Annotated in this window: 17 protein-coding genes; 10 read left to right on the top strand and 7 right to left on the bottom strand. The window is 71.8% G+C overall.

Annotated elements, in window-relative coordinates:
* Positions 1 to 3 precede the first annotated feature (3 nt).
* Positions 4 to 714, top strand: a complete 711-nt coding sequence (locus D9C15_RS14115; RefSeq protein WP_164886726.1) for a M15 family metallopeptidase — start codon at positions 4 to 6, stop codon at positions 712 to 714.
* 4 nt (positions 715 to 718) lie between these two features.
* Here D9C15_RS14115 and D9C15_RS14110 read toward each other — a convergent pair whose 3' ends face one another.
* From D9C15_RS14110 to D9C15_RS14100, 3 genes are read right to left on the bottom strand one after another with little or no spacing between them, the layout of a single operon-like run.
* The gene (locus D9C15_RS14110; protein WP_127998246.1) at positions 719 to 1504 is read right to left on the bottom strand and encodes an SDR family oxidoreductase; all 786 of its coding nucleotides are present in this window, start codon (positions 1502 to 1504) and stop codon (positions 719 to 721) included.
* Positions 1473 to 2486 carry an FHA domain-containing protein gene (locus D9C15_RS14105; RefSeq protein ID WP_127998244.1) on the bottom strand — a complete coding sequence of 338 codons (1014 nt, stop codon included), beginning with the start codon at positions 2484 to 2486 and terminating at the stop codon, positions 1473 to 1475. The genes D9C15_RS14110 and D9C15_RS14105 overlap by 32 nt, the downstream gene beginning before the upstream one ends.
* Complete coding sequence (locus D9C15_RS14100; protein ID WP_127998242.1) at positions 2471 to 3814, bottom strand: S1 family peptidase; 1344 nt, start codon at positions 3812 to 3814, stop codon at positions 2471 to 2473. Before D9C15_RS14100 ends, D9C15_RS14105 begins: the two co-directional genes overlap by 16 nt.
* 64 nt (positions 3815 to 3878) lie before the next feature.
* Here D9C15_RS14100 and D9C15_RS14095 point away from each other — a divergent pair, with 64 nt between their 5' ends.
* On the top strand, positions 3879 to 4913 hold the full coding sequence (locus D9C15_RS14095) for an ABC transporter substrate-binding protein (protein ID WP_127998240.1): 1035 nt from the start codon (positions 3879 to 3881) through the stop codon (positions 4911 to 4913).
* Positions 4914 to 4965: 52 nt separating this feature from the next.
* Here D9C15_RS14095 and D9C15_RS33405 read toward each other — a convergent pair whose 3' ends face one another.
* Positions 4966 to 5106, bottom strand: a complete 141-nt coding sequence (locus D9C15_RS33405) for a hypothetical protein (RefSeq protein WP_164886725.1) — start codon at positions 5104 to 5106, stop codon at positions 4966 to 4968.
* 138 nt (positions 5107 to 5244) lie between these two features.
* Here D9C15_RS33405 and D9C15_RS14090 point away from each other — a divergent pair, with 138 nt between their 5' ends.
* The 4 genes from D9C15_RS14090 to D9C15_RS14075 all read left to right on the top strand — a co-directional run bounded on the left by D9C15_RS14090 (position 5245) and on the right by D9C15_RS14075 (position 9655).
* The gene (locus D9C15_RS14090) at positions 5245 to 6054 is read left to right on the top strand and encodes an ABC transporter ATP-binding protein (protein ID WP_127998238.1); all 810 of its coding nucleotides are present in this window, start codon (positions 5245 to 5247) and stop codon (positions 6052 to 6054) included.
* The gene (locus D9C15_RS14085) at positions 6051 to 6884 is read left to right on the top strand and encodes an ABC transporter permease (protein ID WP_127998236.1); all 834 of its coding nucleotides are present in this window, start codon (positions 6051 to 6053) and stop codon (positions 6882 to 6884) included. The genes D9C15_RS14090 and D9C15_RS14085 overlap by 4 nt, the downstream gene beginning before the upstream one ends.
* A gap of 16 nt (positions 6885 to 6900) precedes the next feature.
* Positions 6901 to 8808 carry a PhoX family protein gene (locus D9C15_RS14080; RefSeq protein ID WP_127998234.1) on the top strand — a complete coding sequence of 636 codons (1908 nt, stop codon included), beginning with the start codon at positions 6901 to 6903 and terminating at the stop codon, positions 8806 to 8808.
* Positions 8809 to 8968: 160 nt separating this feature from the next.
* Entirely contained in the window at positions 8969 to 9655 is a 687-nt protein-coding gene (locus D9C15_RS14075) for a response regulator transcription factor (protein WP_127998232.1), read from the top strand.
* Between the two features lie 18 nt (positions 9656 to 9673).
* On the opposite strand, the gene D9C15_RS14070 is transcribed toward D9C15_RS14075, so the two are convergent.
* Positions 9674 to 11746: an ATP-binding protein gene (locus D9C15_RS14070; protein WP_127998230.1), complete on the bottom strand. Its 2073-nt coding sequence runs from the start codon at positions 11744 to 11746 to the stop codon at positions 9674 to 9676.
* A gap of 314 nt (positions 11747 to 12060) precedes the next feature.
* Between D9C15_RS14070 and D9C15_RS14065 the strand changes: the two genes are divergently transcribed.
* A complete protein-coding gene (locus D9C15_RS14065; RefSeq protein WP_127998228.1) occupies positions 12061 to 12690 on the top strand; it encodes a YecA/YgfB family protein in 630 nt (209 codons plus the stop codon).
* Between the two features lie 4 nt (positions 12691 to 12694).
* Here the strand turns inward: D9C15_RS14065 and D9C15_RS14060 are convergent, their stop codons facing one another.
* Together D9C15_RS14060 and hemE are read right to left on the bottom strand one after the other, a co-directional pair.
* Positions 12695 to 14767, bottom strand: coding sequence for a primosomal protein N' (locus D9C15_RS14060; RefSeq protein WP_164886724.1), 2073 nt, complete (start codon positions 14765 to 14767; stop codon positions 12695 to 12697).
* A gap of 335 nt (positions 14768 to 15102) precedes the next feature.
* The gene (hemE, locus tag D9C15_RS14055; RefSeq protein WP_127998226.1) at positions 15103 to 16206 is read right to left on the bottom strand and encodes a uroporphyrinogen decarboxylase; all 1104 of its coding nucleotides are present in this window, start codon (positions 16204 to 16206) and stop codon (positions 15103 to 15105) included.
* Between the two features lie 54 nt (positions 16207 to 16260).
* Between hemE and cysK the strand changes: the two genes are divergently transcribed.
* From cysK to creC, 3 genes are read left to right on the top strand one after another with little or no spacing between them, the layout of a single operon-like run.
* On the top strand, positions 16261 to 17181 hold the full coding sequence (gene cysK, locus D9C15_RS14050; RefSeq protein ID WP_127998225.1) for a cysteine synthase A: 921 nt from the start codon (positions 16261 to 16263) through the stop codon (positions 17179 to 17181).
* On the top strand, positions 17178 to 17873 hold the full coding sequence (gene creB / locus D9C15_RS14045; RefSeq protein WP_127998223.1) for a two-component system response regulator CreB: 696 nt from the start codon (positions 17178 to 17180) through the stop codon (positions 17871 to 17873). Before cysK ends, creB begins: the two co-directional genes overlap by 4 nt.
* Complete coding sequence (gene creC, locus D9C15_RS14040) at positions 17870 to 19318, top strand: two-component system sensor histidine kinase CreC (protein WP_127998221.1); 1449 nt, start codon at positions 17870 to 17872, stop codon at positions 19316 to 19318. Before creB ends, creC begins: the two co-directional genes overlap by 4 nt.
* The last annotated feature ends 5 nt before the right edge of the window (positions 19319 to 19323 follow it).

The raw sequence follows: 19323 nt of genomic DNA, 5'->3' as shown, positions 1-19323 counted from the left end.
GACATGCCCAAGCCCCACATCGTCCGCAAGGGCGACACCCTGCCGAAGATCGCCGAGGCCCTGCTCGGCGACCGCAAGCTCGCCGCCGCACTGGCGGGCTACAACGGCCTGGCCGATGCGAAGAGCATCGTCGTCGGCCAGGCCATCCACATCCCGGCCCGATCCGAGCTGGCGCCGCCGAAGAAGAAGGGCCCGGCGGGCGCGCGCGCCGGGGTGATGCCGTGGCCGGCCGCGCCGCATGGCCTGGCCGCGATCCAGGCCACCTTCGGCGACCTGACGCAGTTCCCGCCGGGGCCGAACAACGAGGCCAATGCAAAGTGGGAGGCGCAGTTCCTCGCCCCGGCGAAGCTGCCGCAGCCGATCCCGCTGACCTTCAACATGGCCGTCTCGGCGCGCAGCCTGCGCTGCCACAAGCTGCTGGTGCCGCTGTACGAGGCGGTGTTCGCCGACATCATGGCCAAGGGCCTGTGGGGCTCGATCAAGAGCACCGGCGGCGGCTACAACTGGCGCATGAAGCGCGGCCAGGCCAAGCCCTCGACGCACACCTGGGGCATCGCCTTCGACCTGAACGACAAGACCAACGCGATGGGCACCGCGGGCGACATGGACCCGAAGCTGGTCGAACTGCTCGAGGGTTACGGGTTCACCTGGGGCGGGCGCTGGTCCGGCAACAACAAGGACCCGATGCACTTCCAGTACTGTTCCGGCTACTGAGCATTCATCGCCCACCCGTCACATCGACCACGGAACCCGTCGTGTAGCTGCTCTCCTCCGACAGCAGCCAGACGATCGCGCGCGCCACCTCGTCGGCGCTGCCGCTGCGCTGCATCGGCACCAGCGGCGCCATCTGCTTCGCGCGGTCGGGCACGCCGCCGGAGGCGTGGATGTCGGTCTCGATGATGCCCGGCCGCACCGCGTTGACGCGGATGCCCTCGGCCGCCACCTCCTTGGCCAGGCCGACGGTGAAGGTGTCGATCGCGCCCTTGGCGGCGGCGTAGTCGACGTACTGGCCCGGCGCGCCCAGGCGTGCCGCCGCGGACGTGAGGTTGACGATCGCACCGCCGCGCCCGCCGTAGCGCGTCGACAGGCGCCGCACCGCCTCGCGCGCGCAGTGGAAGCTGCCGTACACGTTGACGGCGAACATGCGCTGCAGGCGCACCGCGTCCATCTGGTCCACACGTGCGGCCTGGTCCACCACGCCGGCGTTGTTGACCAGGCCCCACAGCGGCGGCAGCTCGCGGTCGATGCGCTCGAACAGCGCCACCACCTGGTCAGGCTCGGCCACGTCGGCCTGCACCGCCAGCGCCCGGCCGCCAGCCTGGCGGATCGCGGCCACCACGGCGTCGGCGGCGCGCTGATCACGGGTGTAGTTGACCGCCACCGCCCAGCCGTGGCGCGCCGACTGCAGCGCCGCCGCGGCACCGATGCCGCGGCTGCCGCCGGTCACGATCACCGTGGCGTCGCGCGCCTGCTCACTCTTCTTCGTCGTCGCCGGGCTCGCCATTCGTCTTCTCCTTCGCCTTTCGGTCCAAGAGCGGCTGCAGCGTGGCCAGGCCGTCGACGAACTGCTCGGTCGGCACCGGCCGCGCCAGCCGCAGGGCCGGGGGGAACAGGTGGCTCATGTAGAGCTCGGCACCGAGCCGGTCGCTGCGTTGCTGGTTGAACCACAGCGACAGGCTCACGCCGACCACCAGCGCCAGCAGCGCCACGCCGCGCAGCAGCCGTGGCCGCGCCGGCTCGACGGCCAGCAGGTGGAAGTACAGCGCCGTCGCGCCGATCGCGTAGGCCACGATCCAGCCGAAATCGGAGATCCACGGCCAGGACAGCGCGTAGGCCAGCAGCTCCGGCACCACGCTGGCCACGATCCAGGCCAGGCTCGCGCTCAGGAACACCTTGAGGTGCCAGCCGAAGTGCAGCGAGCGCGTGAAGGTCTTGGACAGCAGCGACCACAGCCCGCACCACACCGCGGCGCCGACCACGGTCGTCAGCAGCATCGCGCCCCAGCTGCGGCCGAAGGTGTCGGGGTCGCTGTCGAGCCAGGTGTTGAAGCTCAGCGCGGCCAGCAGCAGCAGGCCGACCACCAGCGTGGTGCCGTAGCGCCGGGCGCGCGTGCTCTCGCGCTCGAGCGGCCGCTCGGGCGCGAGCGCGTGGCCGGGCAGGCGCAGGCGCAGCCGCGTGCGGCCGAGGCCGAGCTCGACCGGCTCGCCGGTGTCGGACAGCGGCGCGCGTTCGCCGCGGCGCAGCAGCCGGCGGCCGCAGCGCACGCCGTTGTCGGTGTCGAGCACCTCGAGCTCGAGGCCGGCCTCGCCCGGCGCGAGGCGGGCGTGGTGCGGCGCCACGTGCGGGTCGCTCAGCAGCAGGTCGTTGTCGAGCGCGCGGCCGATCGTCAGCGGCCAGTCGTGCACCGGGTGCAGCGCGCGCGCGCTGCCGTCGCGGTCGAGCCACTCGACGACGGCCTTCACGGCGCCGCTCACTTCGGCGCCCATTCGTAGGCCTCGAGGTAGTGCCGCGCCAGGCGCTGCGCGTTGGCGAAGCTCACGCCCTGGGCGTCGAAGCGGCCCTGCACGCCGGCCTCGGGCTGGTCGAGCGTGGCCACCAGCACCGACACGTCGTACAGCTGGGGCAGCTTCTTGTAGGCGCGCAGGCAGGTGACGGCGCGCAGCACCAGGCCCTTGCGGTCGACGTAGTCCTCGTGGCACTGCGGCTGCGTCTGCAGCTCGCCGCGCAGGCGGCTGAAGCCCTCGTTGCGGAAGCTGGCCGAATGGCGCGCCGCAAAACGCAGGGCACCGAGCTTGCTGCCGTCGTAGCTCTCGTGGCGCACCACGATCCAGCCGGTGTTGAACTCGCCGGCGAAGATCTGCGTGTCCATCACGCAGTCGGAGCGCTCCAGGTCCAGCCCGCCGGTGCGCGAGACCTCGCTGCTGCCCCAGCAGCGCATGAACTCGTCGGCCGGCACCGGCACGCGGTAGCGCGGGTGGGTCGCGCTTTTCCAGCCCTGGCGGATGAAGCGTTCGGTCAGCTCGGTCTGGTGCGCCATCAGCTGCGCGGTCACGCTCGGGTAGGCCGGCACCGGCAGCGGCGCCGACTCGCGCCCGCGCGCCAGCAGCGCGGCGGCGAAGGCCGCCGGCACCAGGAAGCTGACCTGCTCGCCGTCCACGCGCCGGGCCACGTTCACGCCGATCACGCGGCCTTCCTGGTCGAGCGCCGGCCCGCCGCTCATGCCGCCCGAGAGCGCGCCGCCGAAGAAGATCTGCGGGTAGAAGCTGCGCTTGACCAGGCCGTTGTAGTTGCCCTCCATCACCGCGAAACCCACGTCCAGCGGATTGCCCAGCGAGTAGATGCGCTCGCCCTGCGCAAGCGTCTGCGCCTCGGGGCGGAAGCTCAGCGCGTCGAAGCGGCGGCCATCGGCGTCGGCCGCCTTCAGCAGGGCCAGGTCGTGCAGCACGTCGATCTGCAGGATCGTGACCGGCGCCTCGCGCCCGTCGGCCGTCACGTAGACCAGGTCGTGCCGCTCGGGCTTGAGCGCCGCCTGGCTGACGACGTGGAAGTTGGTGACGATGTGGCCGTCGGCGCTGACGAAGAAGCCCGAGCCGACCGAGGTCTGGCTGGCACGGCCCTTGAGCACGGTGCGGATCTGCACCAGCTGCGACCGGGCCTGTTCGTAGACCTTGCGCGCCGAGAGCGACGGCGGTGCGACGAGCTCGGCATCGGCCGCCGCGCCGGCCGCCGGCACGCCCAGCGCCACGGCGGCCGCAAGCCACAGGCCCCGCGCGAGGCGGCCCGGCGAGCGGCCGCGAAGGCGCAGGGGGTTCATCGAATTCATTCTAAGCGTCGAGCATGGTTCAATCGGCCTCCCCGCCATCGACCCTGCCCCGACGATGCAACGCCGCACCCTGCTGATCGCCGCCTCCGCCGCCACCGCCGGCCTTGCCGCGCCCGCCCTGGTGCGGGCCCAGGCCCTGGAGAAGCCCAAGCTGACCATCGCGGTGGGTGGCAAGAACCTGCTGTACTACCTGCCGCTGACCATCGCCGAGAGCCTGGGCTTCTTCAAGGCCGAGGGGCTGGACGTGACGGTGGCCGACTTCGCCGGCGGTTCGCAGGCGCTGCGCGCGGTGGTGGGCGGCAGCGCCGACGTGGTGTCGGGAGCCTTCGAGCACACGCTGAACATGCAGGCCAAGGGCCAGCCGATGCGCGCCTTCGTGCTGCAGGGCCGCGCGCCGCAGATCGTGCTGGGCGTGAACCCGAAGACATTGCCGGCCTACAAGAGTCTGGCCGACCTGAAGGGGAAGAAGATCGGCGTCACCGCGCCGGGCTCGTCGACCAACGTGATGGCGAACTTCGTGCTCGCCAAGGCGGGCATCAAGCCGAACGAGGTGTCGATCGTCGGCGTGGGGGCGGGCAACGGCGCGGTGGCGGCGATGCGCGCCGGGCAGATCGACGCGATCAGCAACCTCGATCCGGTGATCACGCTGCTGCAGCGCTCGGGCGACCTGAAGGTCCTCTCGGACACGCGCATCGTCGCCGAGGCCGACAAGGTGTTCGGCGGGCCCATGCCCGCGGGCTGCCTGTACGCGCCGCTGTCCTTCGTCGAGAAGCATCCGGCCACCGCGCAGGCGCTGGCCAATGCGATCGTGCGCGCCGACAAGTGGATCCAGGCGGCCGGCCCGGGCGAGATCATCAAGGCGGTGCCGGAGAGCTACCTGCTCGGCGACCGCGCCGTCTACATCGACGCCTTCCTCGCCGCCAAGGGCGCGCTCTCGCCGGACGGCAGCTTCCCGGAGGCCGGCGCGGCCACCGCGGTGCGTGCGCTGCAGAGCATCGACGACACGATCAAGGGCTACAAGTTCGACCTGGCCGCGGCCTGGACCAACGAGTTCGTGCGCAAGGCCAACGCCAAGTACCCGAAGGCATGACCGGGCCGTGCCGGGCGGGCGGGTGCCCGCAGGGACACCCGCCGGTCCGGGTTCAGTCCTGGCCGCCGACGAAGTCGTGCGTGTCCTGCGCGATCGGCGCATGGCCCGAGGGCATGACGGCGCAGGCGGTGGTGGCGAGCACGAAGGCGGCGGCGAGCGCGCCGGCGGCGAGACGAGCGATGAAGCGAGACATGGAAACCTCCGTCGATCTATGGCCCCGGGCGGGACTGCCCGGCGGCTCATGGCTTCACGGTAGGCGGGGCCACGCCGGCGCGCCTCGGCAATGCGGTGGAGCGGCGCGCCCTCGTCCCTCCCATGGTGGAGGCCGGGCATGAACGACGCCGCCCCGGCGCTGGCGCTGGCGGGCGTGACCTGCACCTTCGTCAGCCGCAGCGAGCCGGGCCAGCGCTACACGGCCGTGCGCGAGGTGTCGCTGCGCGTGGGCGAGGGCGAGTTCGTCTCGGTGGTCGGCCCCACCGGCTGCGGCAAGAGCACGTTGCTGAACGTCGGCGCCGGGCTGCTGGCGCCCAGCGCCGGCACGGTGGAGGTGTTCGGCGCGCCGCTCGTCGGGCTGAACCGGCGCGCCGGCTACATGTTCCAGGCCGAGAGCCTGATGCCCTGGCGCACCGCGCTCGGCAACGTGATGGCCGGGCTGGAATTCCGCGGCGTGGCCGACGCGCGCGGCGCGGCCGAGGACTGGCTGCGCCGCGTCGGCCTGGGCGGCTTCGGCGACCGCTATCCGCACCAGCTCTCCGGCGGCATGCGCAAGCGCGTCAGCCTGGCACAGACCCTGGTGCTCGACCCGGACATCATCCTGATGGACGAGCCCTTCTCCGCGCTCGACGTCCAGACCCGCCAGCTGATGGAAAACGAGCTGCTGGCGCTGTGGGCGGCGAAGAAGAAAGCCGTGCTCTTCATCACCCACGACCTGGACGAGGCGATCGCGCTGAGCGACCGCGTGATCGTGCTCTCCGCCGGCCCGGCCTCGCGGCCGATCGGCGAGTTCCGCATCGACCTCGCGCGCCCGCGCGACGTGGCCGAGGTGCGCGTCACGCCGCGCTTCATCGAGCTGCACGAGGCCATCTGGGCGGTGCTGCGCGAACAGGTGCTCGAGGGCTACCGGCAGCAGCTCGCCGCATGAAGCTCTGGAACGCGATCCGGCCGAGCGAGCGCAACCTGCGCGTCTGGCAGCTCGGGCTGCTGGCAGCGGTGTTCGGGCTCTGGCACGTGCTCACGAAGCCCGGGCTGGTGCCGCCGATCGTGTTCGACAACGAGCGCCAGGCGGCCTTCTTCTTCGGCGAGCCGGTGCTGATCTTCGGCCGCATCTGGGCCTGGTTCGTGGTCAATGCCGACATCTACCAGCACCTGTGGGTGACGCTGGTCGAGACGGTGCTGGCCTTCGCCATCGGCACGCTGCTGGGCCTGGCCTGCGGCCTGTGGCTCGCGCTCAGCCCGATGGCCGCGCGCATCCTCGACCCGTACATCAAGGCACTGAACAGCATGCCGCGCGTGATCCTGGCGCCGATCTTCGCGGTCTGGTTCGGCCTCGGCATCGCGAGCAAGGTGGCGCTCGGCGTCACGCTGGTGTTCTTCATCGTGTTCTTCAACGTCTACCAGGGCGTGAAGGAGGTCAGCCCGGTGGTGCTGGCCAACGCGCGCATGCTCGGCGCGGATGCGCGGGCGCTGCTGCGCCATGTGTACCTGCCGAGCGCAACGAGCTGGGTGTTCAGCTCGCTGCACACCAGCGTCGGGCTGGCCTTCGTCGGCGCGGTGGTGGGCGAGTACCTGGGCTCCTCGCGCGGCGTCGGCTACCTGATCCTGCAGGCCGAGGGCGCGTTCGACATCAACACCGTGATGGCCGGCATCCTGGTGCTGACGGCGTTCGCGCTGGTGCTCGACGCGCTGGTCGGGCGCATCGAGCGCCGGCTGATGAAGTGGCAGCCCCGAACCGGCGAGACCGAGAAACTCTGACGCGAAGGAGCAGCGCATGGCCAAGGACTTCGGCACGATGGAAGACAGCAACCGCAGCGCCAACCCGAGCATCCACGAGGTGTCGGACCCGGCGCGCCGGGTCTGGGTGCACGGCGGGCTGGCGGCGCTGGCCGGCAGCGTGCTGGCCCCCTGGCTGGCCTCGTGCGCCAGCGCGCCGGGCGGCGGCGGGCCGCTGCTCGGCTTCAAGGGCATCCCGCCCGCCGATGCCGACGCGCTGGTGGTGCCCCAGGGCTACGTCGCCGAGGTGCTGGCGCCCTGGGGCGAGCCGGTCGGCATCCCGGGGCAGATGCCGGCCTGGCGCCCCGACGCGAGCAACAGCGCGGCCGAGCAGGCGGTGCAGATGGGCATGCACCACGACGGCATCCACTTCTACCCGCTCGAGGGCAGCAGCACGCACGGCCTGCTGGTGATGAACCACGAGTACACCGACGACGGCCTGCTGCATCCCGACGGCATGAAGACCTGGTCGGCCGACAAGGTGCGCAAGGCGCAGGCGGCGCATGGCGTCTCGGTGATCGAGGTCGCGCTGAAGGACGGGCGCTGGGAGATGGTGCGGCCCTCGCGCTGGGCACGCCGCTTCACCGCCTTCGCGCCGTTCGCGCTGCAGGGCCCTGCGGCCGGCCATGCGCTGATGCGGACCGCGGCCGACCCCGACGGCCGCACCGTGCTCGGCACGCTGAACAACTGCGCCAGCGGCATGACGCCGTGGGGCACCTACCTGTCCGGCGAGGAGAACTGGGCCTTCTACTTCGACGGCGGCGAGAACGTCGACGCCGACCAGAAGCGCTGGGGCCTGCCGAAGGCCAGCGGCTACCGCTGGGCCGCGCACGACGAGCGCTTCGACGCGAAGAGGAACCCGAACGAGTTCCACCGCTTCGGCTGGGTGGTCGAGATCGATCCGTACGACCCGACCAGCCTGCCGGTCAAGCGCACCGCGCTCGGTCGCGCCGCGCACGAGGGTGCGTGGGTCGGCGTCACGAAGGACGGCCGTGCGGTGGTCTACTCCGGCGAGGACGCACGCTTCGAGTACATCTACAAGTTCGTCAGCCGCGACCGCATCGCGCCCGGCGGCGGACGCGCCAACCGCGAGCTGCTCGACCACGGCACCTTGTACGTGGCCCGATTCGACGCCGACGGCACCGGCCGCTGGTTGCCGCTGGTGCAGGGCCAGGGGCCGCTGACGCCGGCCAACGGCTTCGCCGACCAGGGCGAGGTGGTGATCAAGTCGCGCCAGGCCAGCGACCGGCTCGGTGCCACCAAGATGGACCGGCCCGAGTGGCTGGCCATCGACCAGGCGGCGCGCGAGGTCTACTGCACGCTGACCAACAACAGCGCCCGCGGCGCACCCGGCATGCCGGGGCCGGATGCCGCCAACCCGCGCGCCAACAACGTGATGGGCCAGATCATCCGCTGGAAGGAGGACGGCGACTTCGACGCCACCGGCTTCCGCTGGAGCCACCTGGTGCTCGCCGGCGACCCGGCCAATGCACGGCCCGAGGCGCAGGGCAACATCAAGGGCGACATCTTCGCCTGCCCGGACGGCCTGGTGCTCGATGCACGCGGCGTGCTGTGGATCCAGACCGATGCGCACGCGACCCAGATGTACAAGGGCGAGTTCGAGCGCATCGGCAGCAACCAGATGCTGGCCTGCGACCGCGCCAGCGGGGAGATCCGGCGCTTCCTCACCGGCCCCGTGAACTGCGAGATCACCGGCGCGACGATGACGCCCGACCTGCGCACGCTGTTCATCAACGTGCAGCACCCGGGCGAGACGCCGAGCGACCGCAGCGACCCGGCCCAGCCGGACCGCTACTCGCGCTGGCCGGGTGGCCAGCCGGGTGATCGACCCCGTTCGGCGACGGTGGTCATCCGACGCCGTGACGGGGGCATCGTCGGTACATGACCGTCACGCGGGGGGGGGGGGGGCGCACAAATCCGCGTCTGACGCAGATATCGCCATGAGCTGGATCAATCCGGAGAAGCGGGTGCAGTTCGGCACTTCTCCGCGCGGCATCTATGCTTGAATCCCTGCTCTGCCGTGTACCGCGGACTCTCCGAGCACCATGTTCCCCACCCGACTCGCACTCATCGACGACGACAAGGAGTACACCGAGTTCCTCGCCCAGTATCTGCGTGCGCGAGGCATGCAGGTCGACGTGTTCGACGACAGCAACGACCTACTGGCGGACTCCGATCCCTACGCCTACGACTTCTACGTGGTCGACCTGATGCTGCCCGGCATCGACGGCCTGGACATGATCAAGGTGCTGCGCCGGCGCAGCGACGCGGGCCTGCTGGTGGTGTCCGGCCGGCTCTCGCCCGACGTGTTCAAGGAGGTGGTGCAGGCCGGGGCCGACATGTACCTCGCCAAGCCGGTGCAGTTCGAGCAGGTGGCCATCGCGATCGAGGCCGTGCAGCGCCGGGCCGCCAAGACCGGGCTGGCCAATGCCCCGTGGAAGCTCGACCGCCGCGCCGGCCAGCTGATCGCGCCCGACGGCGCGCGCGTGGACCTGAGCGAGACCGACATCGCCGTGCTCGAGTGCTTCGTGGAAGCGGCCGGCGACGTGGTCAGCCGCGAGCACCTGCGCATGAAGCTCGGCCGCGACACCGAACGCGATGCGGCCGACGGCCTGAACGCGACCATCTACCGCCTGCGCCGCCGCATCGAGCGCGCCACGCCGGCCATCGTGCCGCTGCAGTCGCGCTCGCGCGTCGGCTACGTGTTCAAGTCGGAGCTGCTGGCCGTCTGATCACGGCGCCGCGCGGGCTCACTCCGCCGGTTCCTGCACCACCACCAGGCGCATGGTGACCTGGCCGGGTTCGTTGCTGGAGAGCTCGACGCGGCCGTCGTGCAGCTCCATCACGCGACGCACGATGTAGAGACCCAGACCATGGCCGCTGCGCGAGCCGCGTGCGCCGCGCTCGAACAGGCGTGGCACGAGCGACCGCGGAACGCCCGGTCCGGCGTCGGTGACCTCGATCACCAGCGCCAGCGGATGGTCGGAATCGGACAGCCGCACCCGCACCGGTGTGCCGGCCGGTCCGTGCTTCAGCGCGTTGGACAGCAGGTTGCGCAGCGCCAGGCGCATCAGGCTCATGTCCATGGAGGCCGTGCGGGTGGACGTGGCGCGCTCGACCTGCACCCGCGCGCGCTGCCCGGGCGGCATGTCGGCCACCGCGACGGCGACCACGGTGTCGATGTCGCAGTCCTCGCGTGCGATCGGGTCCGGCCGCGCCAGCAGGCTGGCCACGGCCAGCGTGTTGTCGAGCCGGCCGAGCACCTGGTTCATCACCGACTGCGCGCGTGACAGGCGCAGCGACGCGGCCGGCTCGTCGACCTCGGCCAGCACCGTGGCCGCGCTCTGCAGCGCCGCCGAGGCGTTGTTCAGCGGCTGGCGCACCTCGTGCGCCAGCACGTCGAGCATCTCGCCGCGCTCGCTCACCAGTGCATCGAGCTCGTGCGCATGGGCCTCGATCTGCGCGCGCAGCGACTGCTCGCGCGCCAGCTCGGCCTTGTTGCGGCGCTGCTCGGTGATGTCCTGCACCGCGCCGACCACCCGCACGGCGCGCCCGTCGCGCCCCTCGACCTCGGCCACGACACGGCCCCAGATCGGCCGCCCGGTCGCGGTGACCAGCGGAATGTCGAGCATCCACGAGGTGCCGGGAACGTCGGCCGCGAGCTGCGTGCGCACCGCCTCGCGCGCCTCCGGCGCGACGAACTGAAGCGCGTCGTCGATGTGCGGCCGGTGCCCGGGGGCCACGTCGAGCAGCCGGCAGGTCTGCGCCGACCAGGTGACGAGGCCGGTGGCCAGGTCGAGCTCCCAGCCGCCGACCGCCGCGATGCGCCCGGTGCGGTCGAGGAAGGCCTCGCTGGCCTGCAGGGCGGCCCGGCTGGCCGTCTCGCGCCGCCGTGCCCGCAGCACCAGCGTGGTCGAGCCCAGCAGCAGCGCCATCGTGAGGGCGCACAGCACGCCGACCACCAGCACTTCGGTGCGCCACGGGGCGAGGAAGTCGGCCGTGCCGAGCCCGACCAGCACCAGCAGCGGATAACCCTCCAGCCGCCGGTAGGCGTTGGCCCGCTCGATCTGGTCCATCGCCGTGCGGGCGATGTAGCTGCCGGCCAGGGGCTGCCGCTGCAGCGCGAGCGAGAGCTCTTCCGACACCCGCGTGGTGCCGTAGTTGGCGGGCGAGCTGCCCAGCGGCGTGTGGCGCGCGATCAGCGCCAGCGAAGGCAGCAGGCGCAGGCTGATCGCGCCGTCGCGCCCGAGGTTGACGCTGGCGAACAGCTGCTGGAAGTTCGACACCGGCAGGCGGGCGAACAGGATGCCGTCGAAGTCGCCGTCGGGGCGCTTGAGCCGGCGTGCCAGCACGATCTCCCAGTGCCCGGCCTCGGCCTGGCGCAACCCGCCGAGCACGGCCGTGTCGCCGCCGTCGCGGGCACGTGCAAAGAAGTCCTGAGCGGCGACGTCGGTGTCGCGTGCCGGGCCGGCCCCCGGCTCCACGCGGCCGTCCGCATCGGTCACGTACAGGTCCGCCAGGCCGTCGACCAGGGCCGCCTGGCGGCGCAGGCGGGCCGCCATCGGGCGCGAGGCAGCCCCCAGGCGATCATGCTCGAGGGCCATCGTTCGCAGGGCCATGTCGACACGGTCGAGCTGCGCATCGATGGCCTGGCTCATGCCGCGGGCGATGTTGTCGGTCGAGTCCTGCGCGCGCTGCTGGAACGAGCGCAGGCTGGTCGTCAAGGCGATCCACGACATCGCCACCACGAGCAGCATCACCACCGAGTTGCCGCCGATCAGCCAGAACGGCAGGCGGTGCGAGGTCAGGCGGGACAGGGGCATGAGCGGGTTCGGCGCGTGACGACGACCGCCGACGATAGCGCCGCCGACGGACCCGCCAAAAAAGAGCCCACCTGGGTGAGCAGGTGGGCTGTGTCAAGTCCTCAAGAAAGGACGTCGTTGGGACAGGTGTCGGTCTCTCGCCCTGTCGTGGTGCCGGGTAGGCATCGGCGGGCGTTGCGGACCTTTGAGCGCGTGATCTGGATGAGATCCCGTGTGACAGCAATGCAGGCACTCTATGGGTCGGGCTATGGGGAGGCCATCCCCAATACGAGGGACACTCGGGCATCGATGCGCTCCGCGCCACAATGGTGCCCATGCCACCGACGACGACGAGGCCCGTCCCCGCGGCTGCAGCACCGCTGGGCGAGGCCGACCTGCAGGCACTGCAGGCGGCCATCGACCGGCTGCCCGCGCCGCTCGAGCCGCTCGAGCCCGACATGATCGACGGCTACCTGTGCGGCGTGCTGCTGCAGCCCGAGCCGGTGCCGGTCGAGCGCTGGTGGCCGCATGTGCCGGACGCCGATGCCCGTCCGGTGCCGCGTGGCGTCGACGTGGTCCGGCTGCGCACGCTGGTGCTGCGCCGGCACGCCGAACTGGACCGGGCGATCGCGCAGCGCCAGTGGTTCGATCCCTGGGTGTTCGAGCTCGACGATCCGCAGGCCACGCCGTCCGATGCCGTCTACGGCTGGGTGGCGGGATTCGCCACCGCGTTGTCGCTCTTCCCGGCGCTGCAGCGGCTGGATGCGGCACGCCTGACGGAGCCGCTCGCGCTGATCTATCGCCACCTCGACCCCGAGGACCTGGAGGACGCGGACGAGCTGCTCGAGGAGATCGAGTCGATCGAGCCGCCCCGCACGCTGGCCGAAGCGGTCGAAGAGCTGGTGCGCGCGACGCTGCTGCTGGCCGACGTGTCGCGTCCGCGCAGCACGGCGCCGCGGCGCTGAGCGCTCAGATCGACAGCGGGTCGACGTCGACCGCCCAGCGCAGGATGGCATGGCCGCTGCGGCGGCGCAGCGCGATGAGCTGCGGCAGCCACTCGGCGAGGAAACGCTGCAGCGCCGGACGGGCAGCGCATTCGACCAGCATCTGCAGGCGCTCGACGTCGGCCACACGCGCCACCGTGAGCGGCACCGGCGGGTAGAGCGTCACCGCGGCCGCGCTGTCCAGCGGCTCCGCCGTCGCCGCCGCGGCCTCCAGGAACTCGCGCGCGGCCGCGGCGGTTTTCGCGTCGGCCCGCAGCATCGCGAGGTGGCTGAACGGCGGCAGCCCGGCCGATTCGCGCTCGCGCAGCTGGCTCGCCGCGAAGGCCTCGAAATCGTGCCGGCGCAGCGCCTCGTACAGCGGGTGGCGCGGATGCCAGGTCTGCACCCACATCTCGCTGGCGGCGGCCTGGTCCGCGTCACGGCCGGCACGCCCCGCGGCCTGCATCAGCAGCGCGAACAGCCGCTCGGCGGCCCGGAAGTCGCTGCTGAACAGCGCCGCGTCGGGCGCGACCGCGGCCACCAGCGTGATGCGGCGGAAGTCGTGCCCCTTGGTGACCATCTGGGTGCCCACCAGCACGTCCACGTCCCCGGCATGTACCGAATCGAGCCGCGCCTCGAGCGCGCCCTTGCCGCGCGTGCTGTCGGCGTCGATGCGGGCGATGCGCACCGCCCGGCCGTCGGGCCCGGCCAGCAGCCCGGCGAGTTGTTCCTCGAGGCGCTCCGTGCCGCGGCCGATCGGGGCGATGTCGAGGTTGCCGCACTCGGGGCAGGCGCGCGGCACGCGCTCGGCGAGGCCGCAGTGATGGCAGCGCAGGCTGCGGTCGAGCTTGTGGAACACCCGCCAGGCGCTGCAGTGCGGGCAGCCGCTCTTCCAGCCGCAGTCGGTGCAGTGCAGGACCGGTGCGTAACCGCGCCGGTTCAGGAACACCAGGCTCTGCTCGCCGCGGGCGATGCGTTCGCGGATCGCCTCCACCAGCGGCGCGGCGATCGTGGTCTGGCGCGGTTGCTGGCTCATGTCGACCAAGCGCACCCGCGGCAGGCTGCCGCCGCCGATGCGCTGCGGCAGCGCGAGCTTCAGGTAACGGCCGTCCTGGGCGCGCTGCCAGCTCTCCAGCGAGGGCGTGGCCGAGCCGAGCAGCACCGTGGCCTGCTCGAGCCGGCCGCGGTAGACGGCCAGGTCGCGGGCCGAGTAGCGCGCGCCTTCCTGCTGCTTGTACGAGGGGTCGTGCTCCTCGTCGACCACCACCAGGCCGAGGCGCGGCAGCGGGGCGAACACCGCCATGCGCGTGCCCAGCACCAGGTCGGCCTCACCCAGCTGCGCGGTCAGCCAATGGCGCAGGCGCTGCACCGGCGTCAGGGCGCTGTGCAACGTGACCAGGCGCCGGCCGGCGAAGCGCGCCGCGAAGCGCGCCTCGAGCTGCGGCGTGAGGTTGATCTCCGGCACCAGCACCAGCACCTGGCGCCCGGCGGCGAGCGTCGCCTCGGCGGCACGCAGGTAGACCTCGGTCTTGCCGCTGCCGGTGACACCGTGCAGCAGCACGGTGCGGCCGGGCTCGAGCGCGGCCAGCTGGCCGAGCAGCGTCGCCTGGGCCTCGCTCGGCGGCGGCGGCGTGTCGGCAGCGGCCGCGGGCCGGGCGCTGTCCAGCGCCTTGCGCAGGCGTGCCAGGCGCTGCGCGAAGCCGGCCCGGTCGAGCTTGTGCAGTTCCGGCGGCAACACCGCCAGCGCCAGCTCACCGATGCTGCGCTGGTAGTAACCGGATGCAAACGTGACCAGTCGGCACCACGCCTCGGGCAAGGCCGGCAGCCCGTCGAGGACCTCGGTAACTGGCCGCAGGCTGGCCTCCGGAGCCTCGCCGGCGGCCGCCGGCCAGACGATGCCCAGCACCGTGCGCTTGCCGAGCGGTACGCGCACCATGGTGCCTGGTGCAAGCGGCTGCTCACTCAGGTAGTCGAGCGTCGCGTTCACGCCGCTGTGCTGCGGTGTCTCCACGGCCACCGCCACACGGGTCTGGGCGTCGGGATCGGGAGCGGTTGTCACTTAGCGGTCAAACTTCATGTCTGGCTTCGAGATTCGCGCCAAGTCCCTGATTTCACGCGGCTTTCGACGGTTTCCACGGCTGCTGTGGATAACTTTGTGGGCAAGCTGCCCAAAGCGCGGCTAAATCGTTGATGCGCTTGGCCCCCGGGTTCCCTGCCCACTTTCTCAGCATGCGCAGGAAGTCAATCAAATCAAGGACTTAGGAAGGTCATGCGATTTCCTCATGCTGCATTGCAGCAAGAGAAACCGGAAAAACGCACGGGACCCGTTTTGGGGATAAGTCAAGTCCTTAGTGCTCACTCACCGGGGAACGGCCGGCCCGAACGTGTTCTTCGTCACGCCGTGCCGCGCAGGCGGCGCGAATGGCGGTGCACCTGGTCGACCAGGGCCGACACCGCCTCCGGCGGCGTGTGCTGGCTGATGCCATGTCCGAGGTTGAACACATGGCCACCCCAGCGGCCGTCCGGGCGCTGCGGCGCGCCGAAGCTGTCCAGCACCCGGCTGGCCTCGGCGCGGATCTGCGCTTCCGGCGCGAACAGCACCGCCGGGTCGAGGTTGCCCTGGAAGGCGACCCGATCGTCGACGCGCCGCCGCGCCGCGCCGAGGTTGACGGTCCAGTCCAGTCCCACCACGTCGGGGCCGACGCCGTCGACGCAGGCGGCGATCTCCTCCAGCCACAGGCCGCCGCCCTTGGTGAACACGATGTGCGGGATGCGCCGCCCGGCATGTTCGCGCCGCAACTGCGCGAGCACGCGGCGCGTGTAGGCCAGGCTGAACTCCTGGAACGCGCCGTCGGCCAGCACGCCGCCCCAGCTGTCGAACACCATCACCGCCTGCGCGCCGCAGTCGATCTGCGTGTTCAGGTACAGCGCCACCGCGTCGGCGTTGATCGCGAGGATGCGGTGCATCAGGTCCGGCCGGCCATAGAGCATCGACTTGACGAGGCGGTAGTCGTCCGATCCGGCGCCTTCGACCATGTAGCAGGCCAGCGTCCACGGGCTGCCGGAGAAGCCGATCAGCGGCACCCGGCCCGCCAGCGCCTTGCGGATCGAGGCCACCGCGTCGAATACGTAGCGCAGCTTGTCCATGTCCGGCACGGCGAGCCGGGCGACGCCGGCCTCGTCGCGCACCGGGTGGGCGAAGCGCGGGCCCTCGCCGAGCGCGAAGCTCAGGCCCAGGCCCATCGCGTCGGGCACGGTCAGGATGTCGCTGAACAGGATCGCCGCATCCAGCGGGTAGCGCTCCAGGGGCTGCAGCGTCACGTCGGTGGCGTACTGGGTGTTCGTCGCCAGGCCCATGAAGCTGCCGGCCCGGCCGCGGGTCTCGCGGTACTCCGGCAGGTAGCGCCCGGCCTGGCGCATCAGCCACACCGGGGTGTACTCGGTCGGCTCGCGCAGGCACGCGCGCAGGAAGGTGTCGTTGCGAAGCGGCGAATCCATGCCGGGATTATCACGCCCATAATGCATCGCCCCCCTCGTCCGGAGAGCCCCGCCATGCGCGCCGACACCATCCTGCAGACCATCGGCAACACGCCGCACATCCGCATCAACCGCCTGTTCGGCGCCACGCACCAGGTGTGGATCAAGAGCGAACGGGCCAACCCGGGTGGCTCGATCAAGGACCGCATCGCGCTGTCGATGGTCGAGGCTGCCGAGGCCTCGGGCGCGCTCAAGCCCGGCGCGACGATCATCGAGCCGACCTCGGGCAACACCGGCGTCGGGCTGGCGATGGTGGCGGCGGTCAAGGGCTACAAGCTGATCCTGGTGATGCCCGACAGCATGAGCGTCGAGCGGCGCCGCCTGATGCTGGCCTACGGCGCGACCTTCGAGCTGACCCCGCGCGAGAAGGGCATGAACGGCTCGATCGCGCGTGCCAAGGAGCTGCTCGAGCGCACGCCGAACTCGTGGATGCCGCAGCAGTTCGAGAACCCCGCCAACATCGAGGTGCACGTGCGCAGCACCGCCGCCGAGATCGCCGCCGACTTCCCCGAAGGCCTGGACGCACTGATCACCGGCGTGGGCACCGGCGGCCACATCACCGGCTGCGCGAAGGTGCTGAAGGCCCGCTGGCCGCAGCTCAAGGTGTTCGCCGTCGAGCCCGCGGCCTCGCCGGTGATCAGTGGCGGCAAGCCCAGCCCGCACCCGATCCAGGGCATCGGCGCGGGCTTCATCCCGGCCAACCTGCACACGCAGCTGCTCGACGGCGTGATCCAGGTCGAGGCCGAGGCCGCGCGCGAGATGGCGCGCCGCTCGGCACGCGAGGAGGGCACGCTGGTGGGCATCTCCTCCGGCGCGACGCTGGCGGCGATCGCGCAGAAGCTGCCCGAGCTGCCGGCCGGCGCCCGCGTGCTCGGCTTCAACTACGACACCGGCGAGCGCTACCTGTCGATCGAAGGTTTCCTCCCCACCGAGTGAAGCCCCAAGTCCTGATCGTCGAGGACGAGCCCGGCATCGCCGACACGCTGCAGTACGCGCTGGCCACCGACGGCTTCGAGCCGCACTGGGTGGCCACGGGCGCGGCGGCGCTGCAGCGCCAGCGCGAGGCGCCGGCCGACCTGGTGATCCTCGACGTCGGCCTGCCCGACCTGAACGGCTTCGAGGTGTTCCGCCGCCTGCGCGAGATCGGCGACGTGCCGGTGCTGTTCCTGACCGCGCGCGCCGACGAGATCGACCGCGTGGTCGGCCTCGAGCTCGGCGCCGACGACTATGTCGCCAAGCCCTTCTCGCCGCGCGAGCTGGTGGCGCGCATCCGCGTCATCCTGCGCCGCAGCGCGCGGGCGCCGGCGACGGCGCCGTCGCCCGCGCAGCCCTTCGTCGTCGACGAGGGCCGGCGCCAGATCCGCTTCTACGGGCGCGTGCTCGAGCTCTCGCGCTACGAGTACGGCCTGCTCAAGACCCTGGTCGAGCGCCCCGGCCATGTCTACAGCCGCGAGGTGCTGCTCGACAAGGTCTGGGACGAGCGCAGCGAGAGCCTGGACCGCACCGTCGACGCGCATGTCAAGATGCTGCGCGCCAAGCTGAAGGCGGTGGCGCCGCAGCTCGAGCCGATCCGCACCCACCGCGGCAGCGGCTACGCGCTGGCCGAGGACCTGCCGGCGTCGCCGTGACCAGGCGCTCGGGGCTGTTCGTCGCGATCCTGCTCGCCTACGCGGTGGGCGTCGGGCTGCTGATGTACCGGCTGCTCGCCGACATCGACCCGCGTTACCGCGAGTCGGCCGAGGAGTCGCTGGTCGAGACGGCGCACCTGCTGGCCGCGCTGGTCGAGCAGCACACGCACGACGGCGTCGTCGACGCCGAGCAGCTGCGCCCGGTGTTCCGCAACCTCTACGCGCGCGGCTTCTCGGCCCGCATCTTCGACTTCGAGAAGACCGGCGTCGAGCTGCAGGCGCTGGTGATCGACGCCTCCGGACGTGTGCTGTTCGACTCGATCGGCCAGCGCGAGGGCGAGGACTGGTCGGGCTGGCGCGACGTCAGCGCCGCGCTGCGCGGCCAGTACCGCGCGCGCACCACGCCGCGCATCCCGGGCGACGAGCAGAGCTCGGTGATGTACGTCTCGGCGCCGGTGCACGCGGACGGGCGCATCGCCGCCGTGGTCAGCGTCGGCAAGCCGGTACAGAGCCTGAACCAATTCGTCGCCGCGGCGCGCCGCAAGACGCTGCTGGTGGGCGCCACCTCGGTGGCCGCGTTCCTGGTGCTGATCGCGATCCTGCTGGTGTGGGCGGTGCGGCCCTTCGGGCTGGCGGCCGACTACGTGCGCTACGTGCGCGCGCAGCGCTCGTTCAGCCTGCCGCGCCTGGGCCGGCGCGCACTCGGCACGCTCGGCGCGGCCTACGACGAGATGCGCGACGCGCTGGCCGGCCGCAACTACGTAGCCGATTACGTGCAGACGCTGACGCACGAGCTGAAGAGCCCGCTGTCGGCGATCCGCGGCGCGGCCGAGCTGCTGCAGGAGCCGGCGATGGCGGCGCCAGACCGCGCTCGCTTCGCCGCCAACATCGGCCGCGAGACGCAGCGCATCCAGGAGCTGGTGGATCGCATGATGGAGCTGGCGGCGCTCGAGACGCAGCGCCGCCTGCCCCGCGTGGAGCCGGTGGCGCTGGTGCCGCTGCTGGAGGACTGCGTGGCCAGCGCCCGCGCCGCGGGCGCCGCGCGCGGCGTGCAGGTGGAGCTGGCGGTGCTCGAGCCGGCCTGGGTCGAGGGCGAGGCCTTCCTGCTGCGCCGCGCGCTCGGCAACCTGCTGGCCAACGCGCTCGACTTCTCGCCCGAGGGCGGCCGCGTCCAGCTCGCGCTCGCGCCGCATGGGCGCAGCGTCGACATCACCGTGCGCGACCACGGCCCCGGCATCCCGGACTACGCCAGCGCCAAGGTGTTCGAGAAGTTCTATTCGCTGGCGCGGCCCCAGGGCGGCAAGCGCAGCACCGGGCTGGGCCTGCCCTTCGTGAAGGAGATCGCCGAGCTGCACCACGGCCGGATCGCGTTGCGCAATGCCGAAGGGGGTGGCGCGCTGGCCACGCTCTCGCTGCCGCGCATCGAGCCGCCGGCTATGCTCTGAGCTTT

It is taken from the genome of Piscinibacter defluvii (assembly GCF_004011805.1).
GTDB classification, from domain to species: domain Bacteria; phylum Pseudomonadota; class Gammaproteobacteria; order Burkholderiales; family Burkholderiaceae_C; genus Piscinibacter; species Piscinibacter defluvii.
Note: the sequence above shows the minus strand (reverse complement) of the source record. Positions and strands in the feature narration are given on the sequence as shown.